Origin of the sequence: Candidatus Anoxymicrobium japonicum (assembly GCA_002843005.1) — a bacterium.
Classification (GTDB): Bacteria; Actinomycetota; Geothermincolia; order Fen-727; family Anoxymicrobiaceae; genus Anoxymicrobium; species Anoxymicrobium japonicum.
This window is the reverse complement of sequence record PHEX01000057.1, coordinates 1-10823: the sequence shown is the minus strand read 5'-3', so window position 1 is coordinate 10823 and position 10823 is coordinate 1. Positions and strand designations below refer to the sequence as shown.

Genomic DNA, 10823 nt, shown 5'->3' with positions numbered 1-10823 from the left:
TACCGCTAAAGCGGTAGACGTTGCCAGGCGCCTCTACGCAGTAAAGGTAGACGGCGCCTGCCCCTGGTTTGACAACGCGCGATACCTTGCGTTACCTTCATTTCAAATCCCGATGGTGGAGCAATCATGTCGCGCGAGATAATCTTCGATCCTTATACACGTCTCTACTCCGAGGCCAGCAGTTTCATGAGGTGTTCCGCCGTGCGCGATCTCATGAGCGTCATCGGACGATCAGACATCATCTCTTTCGCTGGAGGCCTGCCTTATCTGGGCGGCCTTCCTCCTGAAAACATCTCGGAGATTATGAACTCTGTGCTGGACGAGAACATGTCCGAGGCGTTCCAGTACGGAGAGACCGAGGGCCGTGACGATCTCAGGTCGGCGCTCGTTGAAGTGATGGGCGAGGAAGGATTGCGCTCCAACCCTGAGCACATACTGATAACAACGGGAAGCCAGCAGGCGCTCGATCTCCTGGGCCGCGTCTTCATCGATCGCGGAGATAAGATAGCGCTCGAGGGGCCCTCGTACCTCGGCGCGTTGACCGCTTTCGTCACCAACGGGCCCGATATTATTACCGTGTCGCTCGATGATGAAGGAATGCCTGTCGAGGAGTTGCGACAGCGGCTCGATCACCTGGAGGGGCCGCCGCTCAAGTTCATCTATGTCGTTCCAAATTTCCATAACCCCGCTGGCGTGACCATGTCGCTGGCGCGGCGTCACCAGCTCCTCGATCTCGCGGAAAGCCGGGATCTCCTGATAATTGAGGATAACCCTTACGGGCTTCTCTGTTTTGAGGGAGAACCGCTTCCGCCGCTCGCGTCTATCGACCCGAAACGGGTCGTGTATCTCGGCACGCTTTCCAAGATCATCTCCCCGGGGATCCGCACGGGCTGGGTTTTTGGTCCCGCGCCTATCATAGAGAAGCTCGCGACCCTCAAGCAGTCCGCGGACCTTTGTTCGTCAGCTCTCAACCAGATGTTCGCGGCCCGATACCTTCAGGGGGGTTTCTGGCGCAAGAACGTCGAAAATCTCAAGCCGATATACCGGTCGCGTCGCGACGCTATGCTACGCGCCCTCGAGAAGAATTTCCCTGACGGGTCGCGCTGGGTCCGGCCCCAGGGAGGCCTTTTCCTGTGGGTTACCCTGCCCGAGTTTCTGGACACCGAAAAGATGCTGCCGCTTGCGATTGACCAAAAGGTCGCATACGTTCCCGGCACAGCTTTTTTCGTTGACGGCTCGGGGCTCAACCAGATGCGCCTGAATTTCAGCTACGCCGACGAGGACCTTATCGCCACGGGCATCAAGCGCCTGGGGAAGGTCATCCGCAAGGAAATAGAACTGTATCATTCGTTGGGATTGGACATTTAATGGCCCCCGGGAAGGAGATGGCATGAAGCCCAGGATAGCAGTGTTAATGGGAGGCCGTTCTCTCGAGAGAGACGTCTCCTGGAAGTCGGGGCAGCGCGTCGCGCGAGCGCTCAAAGAGCGTGGCTACCAGGTTCTCGAACTGGACGTTGACGAGGAGCTGGTTCCGACTTTGATGTCCGAGAAGCCGGATCTCGTCTATATTTCGCTGCACGGCAAGGGCGGTGAAGACGGCACGGTGCAGGAACTCCTGGAGATACTCGGCATCCCTTACACCGGTCCCGGTCTCCTGTCCAGCATCATCGGGTTCAACAAGATTCTCTCCAAAGAGCTGTTCCTCGCCAATGGCATCACAACTCCGCGCTACTGCGTCGTCTCATCATCGACACTCAAGGAAATGGGCGCGTCAAGTCTGCTGCCGGTGGTATATGAAAAACTCGGCTTTCCACTCGTCGTCAAGCCCGCGGCGCAGGGAAGCGCGCTCGGGCTGACGATTGTCAAGGAGCGATCCGAGCTCGGTCCCGCTCTCATAGAAGCGCTGAGCTACGACGACAGGGCTCTGATCGAGGAGTTCGTCACCGGCGCCGAAATCGCCATCAGTATCGTTGGCAACGATCCTCCGGAGGCGCTGCCGGCGATCGAAGTGGTTCCCGAGTCAGGCTTGTTTGATTTCAGCGCGCGCTATACCCCCGGGAAGACCAAGTACTTCGTCCCCGCGCGCCTGAGCGACGAGGTCGCGGCCGAGGCCTCCCGGCTGGCGCTCAAAGCGCACAATCTCTTTCGTTGCAAAGACGTCTCCCGCGTTGACATGATTGTGAAGGATGAAAAGCCTTTCGTCCTTGAGTTGAACATCAGCCCGGGCATGACCGAAACCAGCCTCCTCCCGCTTGCCGCCCAGGCCGCGGGTCTGGACTTCTGTGACCTCGTCGAAAAACTCGCGCACCTCGCCCTGGAAAAACGCAACACTGGGGCCTGACCCCCTATGTTGCGTTTTTCTCCGTTATCGTCTTGAATATCCGGCAAAGGTCGTCCATGTCCCCAAACTCGATTACAAGCCGCCCTTTCCGTTTCCCCAAAGACCCGCGCACCCGTGTCTCGAGAACCTCCTGAAGCCGCACAAACATCTGATGGGCTTCCTCGGGCAGAGGATCCTTCTCTCGCGCGGTAGAAGTTGACGTTTCCTGTCCGTCTCCCTTGCCCACCAGTTCCTCCGCTTCCCTGACCGAAAGCCCCTCCAACACTATTCGCGAGCAGATAGCGCCCTGCCAGGCGGGATGGTTCTGGAGAGCGAGAAGCGCGCGGGCATGGCCGGTGGTAATGCGTCCATCCACGAGCTCCTCCTGGATGCGCGGCGGCAACTGCAGCAGGCGTAGCGTATTCGTTATCGTGACCCTGCTCTTTCCTACCCGCCGGGAAAGCTCCTCGTGGGTGATGGCGAAATCTTCCAGCAGTTGCTGATATGCGTTTGCCTCCTCAATGCTGTTGAGATCGGCTCTGTGAAGGTTCTCTATAAGCGCTATTTCCAGAGAATCTATCTCGGTGGAGCGTCTGATCACCGCGGGGATTTTCTCGAGCCCGGCCTCGATCGCCGCCCTCCATCTTCTCTCGCCCGCGATAAGTTCATACTCATCGCCAACCACTCTCACTATGATCGGCTGCACGACGCCAAACGTCTTGATCGAATGCGACATCTCCTCGATCGCCTCACGGTCAAACTTCTTGCGAGGTTGGTGTGAGTTTGGCCTTATTTTCTTTACGGGAAGTTCCTCGAGCCAGTTCTCCTCATCTGTCGCTGATCCGATCAGCGCATCCAGACCCTTCCCCAATCTTCTCTTTGCCACCTTGAACCACTTCCTTCGCGAGTTCCATGTACGCCAACGCGCCCTTCGACAAGGGTTCGTAAAGTATTATCGGTTTCCCAAAGCCGGGCGCCTCGGAAAGCCTCACCGTCCTGGGGATTACCGTCTTAAAAGTCATCCGCGAGTACTCTCTCCTGACTTCGCCCTCTACGTCCTTTGAAAGATTGTTCCGCTTGTCGAACATCGTCAAAAGAACCCCCGCGATTATAAGGTCAGCGTTGACATGCAACTTGATCCGCTGGATCGTTCGCAACAGGTAAACGAGGCCTTCCAGCGCGTAATACTCGCACTGAATCGGGATCAGGGTTTCGCCGGCCGCGGCGAGGCTGTTGATTGTCAGGAGGCTAAGGGCGGGCGGGCAGTCGATCACGATAAAGTCATACTCGTGCCGCAAGGGCGCCAGGCTCGCGCTTAGCCGGTTCTCCCTGGACAACTCCGACGCCATCTCTATCTCGGCCGCCGCCAGGTCGAGGGTGGAAGGCATTACGTCCATGCGCTCGATCGGGCCCGGCAGAATCGCCGAGCGCGCGTCGGCTTCTCCCAGCAGGACATCATAAACGCAATTGCTGATTCTGGCTTTCTCGATCCCCACGCCGCTTGTCGCGTTGCCTTGCGGATCCATGTCCACCATCAGAACGCGCTGCCCCATCGACGCAAGGTACGCGCTGAGGTTGACCGCGGTCGTGGTTTTGCCCACGCCGCCCTTCTGATTGGTAATCGCGATTACTCTCGTGTGCGCCTTCGCGGAATCGGCGCATTCCAATTGATCTAACACTGCCCTCCCTGGCGCTTGGTTCCAAGTTCCAGACTGGATGTCTGCTATCTTACAACTTCTTTATTACTACAATCGAGGCTCTTCCCGCAACGCCGTGGGATAGAGGGTATTGCGCTTTTAGAACTTCGATCCCCCTTATGTTTTCGGCTCTCGCTTCGGCGATTTCATCCTCGACTTGTGCCGCTTTCAATGCCACGTACCGGCCTCCCTGTTTCAACAGAGCAAACGCGACCGGCGCGAGTTCCTTCAGTTTTCCGGCAGCCCGCGAAACAACCATGTCAAACTCTTGCTTCCCCACGAGGCTCTCCGCCCTCGCGTTCTCGATCTCGACGTTCGCCAGGTTCAGCTCACCTGCCGCCTCCGCAAGAAACGCCGCTTTTCTCGAGGATGCCTCGATCAGCGTGACGTTCCACGCGGGGCATACAATAGCCAAAACAAGGCCAAGCAGCCCTCCTCCGGCGCCAAAGTCGGCTACCTCCATTTTTGTAGAGTTCTCCAATTGGCCCGCCAGTGCTACCGAGTCCGCCACCACCGTTTCGTACTGGCTCGCCAGGCCGCGCGATACGAGGCATGCCCATTTTCTCTTATCTTCCAACATTCCTTTGTACAAAAAGAGCTTTTTCGATTTTGCCCCAGCCTCTTCTATCCCCTGAAATCTTAAAATCTCTTCCAGCCGTTTCTTTTCTTCTTCCACCTTCCCGCCTTTCTGATCTCACGATTATCATAAACCGTACGTTCTCTAATAGATCTGCCCTGAACCTGGACTTGCCGTTGTTCAACATTACCAGTTATTGCCAACGTCATTGTTCTCCCTCGCTTATAATCCTTTTCCCGACTTGCTGTTTCACGTGAAACGGGGCAAACATCAGTTTATCAACATATTTTGCAGTGTTATCAACAAACTTGTGGATAAAGGTCGGTAGTTTATGCTACATACGCTGTTTTCTCATGGATTTCCTCAAATGCAAGAAGCCGCTCAATTTCGATGTGCCCCTTAGATTTACCTCAAGTTTCAACTAAACATTTAGTATCCACGCCCATCGCGCGCCCCTGCCAATACCTTGCCAATAATTTATCTATTGCTTACTCTTGGCGAGAGGCTCAGGATGTCTTCCCCGCCTTGCAGGGGGAGAGGGAGTAATAACACGTCACCGTAATTACAAAATGCTACTCCGAAAATAAACACTTCTGATCTCCTCCCCCTCAGACGGCGGGAGGATTAAGGTGTGGGGCGAGGTACCCCCCTGACAAGGGGGGCTAGGGGGGTTCTGCCCCAACCCTCTCCCCCAGGGGAGAGAGGGCTTTTGGCGTTTTTGCGTTTGTAACATGATCGAAAGAATACGACACTGTAATTACGAGTTGGGGCACTAAGATCTCACTTTTATGTACGAAACGTAACTATTCAGCTTGGGGGTGTGACGCATCACAGACAGGAATGTCTGTGCTACCCTAACCTTTTCATCTTAGGTGGTGGCGCCTTCGCGCTTGTGGTGTGTTTCACGTGGAACTTTTATTTCCCGGGTTGATAACTATCCGGCGACCTGTTTCTTCACCGATGCTTTCGGTCCAAACCCCCGGAATCTCCCGAAGCGCCATGTGGACAATTTTCCGTTCAGACGCCGACATTGGCAGCATCTCAACGCTTTCCCCCCGAGTTTTTGCATCCAGCGCCATTTGTTCTGCTAGATCTTCGAGCTTTTTCTTGCGCCGTTTCCGGTACCTTTCGACATCAACGATTATCCTCTTTGAGATATCCCCTTGTCTTCTACAACTGATATTAACTAGAAACTGCAAGGCGTCCAGCGTCGCTCCGGCTCTCCCAATGATGATGGCGACGTCATCGCCCCATATATCAATCTCCAGAGCGTCTTCTCGCTCTCTCGACTCAACTGAAGCCTCGACCCCTATCATTTCTAGAATGTCTTCGACCATCGCTACAGGCTTATCGGTGTCTGTCCCCTGGAAGGACGCCTCTTCCTTCTCCTCTTTGCTCTTGCGCCCCTGAGAAGAAGCGGCGCGCGATTCTCTGTCCCGGGGAGCCGCCGTTCCGGGTTCTGTTTTCTTTCCGGTGACCTCCCACTCGCCTATCATTTCAACTTTGATGCGCGCATCGACGCCGCCAAATCCAAGAAATCCCTTTTGCGGCTCTTCCAGAACCTCAACAAAGATGTCATCTCTCTCGAGCCCCAGTTCCTCGAGTGCGATATGCGTCGCCTCTTCCACTGTAGAGCCGGTGTACTCCCATGATGTTTCCTTCATCTTACTCTCCAGACTTATCTCGCCAGTCACTCATTTCTTGCGCTTCTTGCCTGCGCCTTTTTTCTTAGCCGGGTACGGCGACGGCCTCGCCGGCTTTTTCGCTGATTCTCTCGCTACGGTTTTGCGATCCTCTGTTTCTTGCCCCGCTTTTTGTGCTGACTTTTTCGCGTCTGTTGCGGGCTTTACTGCTGATTTCGCCCCTGTTGCCTTCGTTTTTCCAGCGGAATCAGAAGCGTTCCCGTTCGCTTCTTTTTTTGGAACCTGCTTCTTTGCCGCCGGCGCCGGGGGCTTCTTGATTTTCACGGCAGTAAGCACTGTTGAGCCATACTCGTAGAACCTGAACAACGCGCTCTCGTTCCACTTCAAGGGTTTTCCTGTTTTCATGCGAGTGACGCGCTGTTCGTCGTAAAACCCTTCGGCCTCCAGTTGTATGTACTGTTGGAGGATCATCAGAACGTTAGTGATGACAATATAAATCGTCACTCCTGCCGGAAGGATCCAGGCGAATACGCCGAAAATGACCGGCATAAATGCCATCATCTTTGCTTGTTTCGGGTCATTTGTCATCATCTTCGATGCAACGTACCCGGTTCCAATCGTCAACAAGATCAAGGCGAATACAGCAAAATACTCCTGGCCGGGAACTTTCACCGTGACTACTTTGTGAGCGGCAAGGCTGTACTCTTTGATCGTGCCGCCTGCCCACATCGTTTCCCCGGTTGCAATCAAATTATTGATGCCCAGGAAGCTAAAGCTCGTCTTGTACCGCACGTACTTCGGAACTTCTCGGAGTACTTCAAAAAGAGCAAACAAGATAGGCATCTGGAGGATCAAGGGCAGACAGCCGCCAAGCGGGCTTGCCTTGTTCTCCTTGTAAAGCTTCATCATTTCCTGCCCCTGCTTCTCGCGGTCGTCCTTATGCTTTTTTTGGATTTCCTTGAGCTGGGGCTGCAACTTTTGCATCGCGATCATGGATGCGGTCTGCTTGATAGACAGGGGGAGCACTACTATTCGGAACGCGACAGTGAGCAAGATCACGTTTACACCGAAGTTTCCTGTAAAGGTATTGAAGTATTGCAGTCCCTTGCCTAGAAACTCACTTATCGGGGCAAGGAATGGAATTGCCGCAAAATGCAAACTGACCACCTATCAATTCAGGGAGGGTCGTACCCGCCTTCAGCAAATGGATGACATCTTAATATCCTGCTTATTCCCCTGGCCGAACCCTTGAGGACTCCGTACTTCAGCACCGACTGCTCAAAATACTGTGAGCAAGACGGGTAATATATGCACCGCTGTTTCAGCCCCGGGGACAACAGTTTCCTGTAAACATATATTGGCGCAACTGCTATGTGGCGCCAGGTTCCTGCCTTTTTTCCTTCACGCAATTTTGAGTCCTCGACAGTAGTGTATCAATCTCTTTTACCAGAATTTGGTAATCTATCTCTTCAACTCCCCGGCGACCCTCCACGAGGTAGCGCGCTCCCCTGTTAAGGAGTTCTCTTTTTTCCAGCATGGCGCCCCGCACACGCCTTTTAGCCAGGTTTCTCTTCACGGCGCCGTGAAAGCCTTTGCCGGTAACAACCGCGAGCCCGACAACGCCGGGATTATCGTTGCCGGCAGAAGCCCAGAGAAAAACGTGACCGCCTCGAAAAAGTTTCCCGGTTTTTCTGATTGACCGAATCTCTTTCGACGTGGTTATCCACCGAATCGGCGGATTGTTTTTTCTGGGCATGAGCGCTCCGCGGCCTAGACGGTCAGCCTGGCCCTGCCCTTATTCCTTCTGCGTTTTAAAATCCGACGCCCGGCTGCAGTGCTCATCCTTTTGCGAAAGCCGTGCTCTCTTTTTCTTTTTCTTACTTTAGGCTGATAGGTTCTTTTCACCGTGTTTCCTTTTAAAGTACAACGTCGATACCACAAGCGGGCTACATTATACTTGACTGCCGCCGGGTGTCAAAGAGAGACTTTGCCCGGAGGTCTTCCTCGCCCTTCGCTCGCGAACTCGAACGTCGGTCGAGAAAAACACCCCTCGCTTTGCTGAAAAGAATGGGAGACGCGGTGAGGGGTGGGGAAAGTGGGCTCACGGTTGTCCGGTTTCCACCCTACGCCCCCGAACTCAACCCGGTGGAGTATCTCTGGAGCAACGCCAGGGCGACCTATCTCGCCAACTACTTACCCGATGACCTGGTTGAGTTATCGGCCCAGGTGAAGCGTCATGCCCGGCACCTAAGAAGGCATCCTGACCTTCCCCGTGCTTTCCTCAAGCATTCAGGTCTTTTTTAAGCCCTTGTTATTATTGTATTATACGAGGGTCAATAGATGGGGAAGGGCGCCAACAGGTAGAGGCGCGGGCGGTCACTCAAAAGATTTCTCAACTTCTTTCCCAAAACGTATTGCGCTTTTCGATGGATCCTTGTTATACTCTTTCCGCATAAGACCTGGGCCGGAAACCTGGGTCTTTTGTATGTCCTGAGCTTTTTCCACAAAGGTGGAAAACCGTGTTGAAAAACGGTTTAATTTTGTTGATATCGTACTTGGAGGGTCTGTAATTAGCGCTCTTGTGCGGTTTCGCAGAGTTCCTTGTCCACATTTGTGTGGATAAATTGTTGAGTTGCCTGCTTTCCTGCTCTATCGGCGACGGGAAGAGTGGCGGGGAGAAAATTGAAACACGACGTGGCAATAGAAGAGGAGAGCCCGATGGCGATTGAAGATCTTTGGAGAGACGTCCTCTCAAAACTGAGCGGACAGGTTCCACCACACATTTTCTCTTCAATAATTTCTCCTTTGAAGCCGATTTCTCTGGACGGCGACACTTTCCTGCTTGGAGCGCCAAACTCCTTTACCAAAGACATAATAGCCGCGAAGTATTTAGATATTCTCACTGTGGCAACGTCCGAGGCGCTGGGAGAGTCCGCAAGCCTGGCGCTTACTGTCTCTACGCCAACCGACATGGTAGAACGAATAGCTGTCAGTTCTTTTCCTCCCAGGAAAAACATTGCTGATGATACCGTTCCAGCGCGCGAGGGGCTCTCTTCTTCTAAGAGATACTCCTTCGACAACTTCATCGTCGGCGACTCCAACAAGTTCGCGTATCACGCGGCCCTGATGGTAGCGGAGTTTCCGGGTGACAAATATAATCCCCTGTTTCTCTATGGCGGCACGGGCCTTGGCAAAACCCATCTGCTTCATGCAATCAAAGACTATGCCGAGAAGACGTCTCCCAACCTCAGGGTCAAATATGTTCAGACCTCAACGTTTATCGACGAGTTCATCGCTACGATCACTCTCAAGCGGGACAAATCCGCATTCGACCAAAAGTACATCAACAACAAGATCGTGCTCTTTGACGACATTCAGGCTCTGAGTGGAACCGACGCCACACAAGGAAAATTCTTCGACATCTTCAATCTTCTTCACAGCGCCAACAGTCACATCGTTCTGTCAAGTGACAGGCCGCCCAGCGAGATGCCTCAACTGGCTGATCGGATAAGATCCCGGTTCGAGGGAGGATTGCTCATAGATATTACCCCGCCCGATATGGAGACGCGCCTTGCTATACTTCATTTAAGAGCGCGGGCCGAAAACGTTTACGTCCCGGATGATGCTCTTGTTTATATCGCATCCAAAGTAAAGGACAACATCCGTTCCCTGGAGGGCCTCTTAAATAGAGTTATTGCCTCGGCTCAACTTTACGGAACGCGCATCGACCTCGAGATGGTTCAGGACGTGCTCAAAGATCAGGGCGTAGAGTCCAATAAATCTCGCACCCCCAGCGTAGACGTCATCCAGAGCCTGGTCGCTAACTACTACCATGTTGCTCTTGTCGATCTAAACGGCAAGAACCGCTCTCGCTCGCTGGTTCACGCCAGGCAGGTGGCAATGTACCTTTGTCGAGAGATGACGGACGCCACACTTCTCACGGTTGGCACGTTGTTCGGCAACCGCGACCACTCCACGGTACTGCACTCTTGCCGAAAAATAGAGAACCTCTTAAAGACAAAAAGAGAAACGTTCCAGGAAGTAACGGAGATAACGAATCTTATAAATAAAGCGATTTGATGTTTTTACGCCGGATAAAGCATTGTGGATTTTCCTGTTGTGTTCGTGTTGATAAATCTCTTTCTCGCGCTTCTTCTTCACATTCCTTAAACACGGCAAACTCTTTTTTGTTTTATCCTCTTTACGGCATGTGGATTCAACTCTTTTTATCACACATTTCTTTCACCGCCCAAGTCACTTCTTTTTCCCTTTAGAAAGGGACATTCTCTCAGCTTTCAACATTTCAACATCCACTACTACTATTACTGTTTTAAATATATTCAAATGAGAAAAAAAGGATTCGAACGCTTGTGGTCTTATCCCTGGTAATGGTAAAAAACAAAGGGGTCGCAAACCGTGGACTTTCGCAGTCCCGACCCAATCACTCAACCACGGTAGCCTCCCAAGAATAGCTCATTCACGCCGCTGGGAGGATTAAGGTGGGGGGCGAGGTACCCCCCTGACAAGGGGGGCTAGGGGGGTTCTGCCCCAACCCTCTCCCACCCCACGCGCTTCGCCCGCGGTGA

General features: G+C 53.3%; 11 protein-coding genes. 3 read left to right on the top strand and 8 right to left on the bottom strand.

Annotated elements, in window-relative coordinates; genetic code table 11:
* Positions 1–126: 126 nt before the first annotated feature.
* The gene (locus CVT63_06360) at positions 127–1368 is read left to right on the top strand and encodes an aminotransferase (protein ID PKQ27757.1); all 1242 of its coding nucleotides are present in this window, start codon (positions 127–129) and stop codon (positions 1366–1368) included.
* Between the two features lie 22 nt (positions 1369–1390).
* Positions 1391–2341 (top strand): D-alanine--D-alanine ligase, encoded by a 951-nt coding sequence (locus CVT63_06355; GenBank protein ID PKQ27756.1) that lies wholly within the window; start codon positions 1391–1393, stop codon positions 2339–2341.
* Positions 2342–2345: 4 nt separating this feature from the next.
* Here the strand turns inward: CVT63_06355 and CVT63_06350 are convergent, their stop codons facing one another.
* The 8 genes from CVT63_06350 to CVT63_06315 form a co-directional block, all read right to left on the bottom strand.
* Positions 2346–3206 carry a chromosome partitioning protein ParB gene (locus tag CVT63_06350; protein PKQ27755.1) on the bottom strand — a complete coding sequence of 287 codons (861 nt, stop codon included), beginning with the start codon at positions 3204–3206 and terminating at the stop codon, positions 2346–2348.
* Entirely contained in the window at positions 3148–3987 is an 840-nt protein-coding gene (locus CVT63_06345; protein PKQ27754.1) for a sporulation initiation inhibitor Soj, read from the bottom strand. The genes CVT63_06350 and CVT63_06345 overlap by 59 nt, the downstream gene beginning before the upstream one ends.
* Positions 3988–4048: 61 nt before the next feature.
* Positions 4049–4693 (bottom strand): 16S rRNA (guanine(527)-N(7))-methyltransferase RsmG, encoded by a 645-nt coding sequence (rsmG, locus tag CVT63_06340; GenBank protein ID PKQ27753.1) that lies wholly within the window; start codon positions 4691–4693, stop codon positions 4049–4051.
* An 803-nt stretch (positions 4694–5496) separates the two neighbouring features.
* Complete coding sequence (locus CVT63_06335; GenBank protein PKQ27752.1) at positions 5497–6258, bottom strand: hypothetical protein; 762 nt, start codon at positions 6256–6258, stop codon at positions 5497–5499.
* A 30-nt stretch (positions 6259–6288) separates the two neighbouring features.
* The gene (locus CVT63_06330) at positions 6289–7404 is read right to left on the bottom strand and encodes a hypothetical protein (protein PKQ27751.1); all 1116 of its coding nucleotides are present in this window, start codon (positions 7402–7404) and stop codon (positions 6289–6291) included.
* Between the two features lie 8 nt (positions 7405–7412).
* The gene (gene yidD / locus CVT63_06325) at positions 7413–7610 is read right to left on the bottom strand and encodes a membrane protein insertion efficiency factor YidD (GenBank protein ID PKQ27760.1); all 198 of its coding nucleotides are present in this window, start codon (positions 7608–7610) and stop codon (positions 7413–7415) included.
* Positions 7607–7993: a ribonuclease P protein component gene (gene rnpA / locus CVT63_06320; protein PKQ27750.1), complete on the bottom strand. Its 387-nt coding sequence runs from the start codon at positions 7991–7993 to the stop codon at positions 7607–7609. Before rnpA ends, yidD begins: the two co-directional genes overlap by 4 nt.
* Positions 7994–8007: 14 nt before the next feature.
* Entirely contained in the window at positions 8008–8142 is a 135-nt protein-coding gene (locus CVT63_06315) for a 50S ribosomal protein L34 (protein PKQ27749.1), read from the bottom strand.
* A gap of 777 nt (positions 8143–8919) precedes the next feature.
* Between CVT63_06315 and dnaA the strand changes: the two genes are divergently transcribed.
* Positions 8920–10317 (top strand): chromosomal replication initiator protein DnaA, encoded by a 1398-nt coding sequence (gene dnaA, locus CVT63_06310; protein PKQ27748.1) that lies wholly within the window; start codon positions 8920–8922, stop codon positions 10315–10317.
* The last annotated feature ends 506 nt before the right edge of the window (positions 10318–10823 follow it).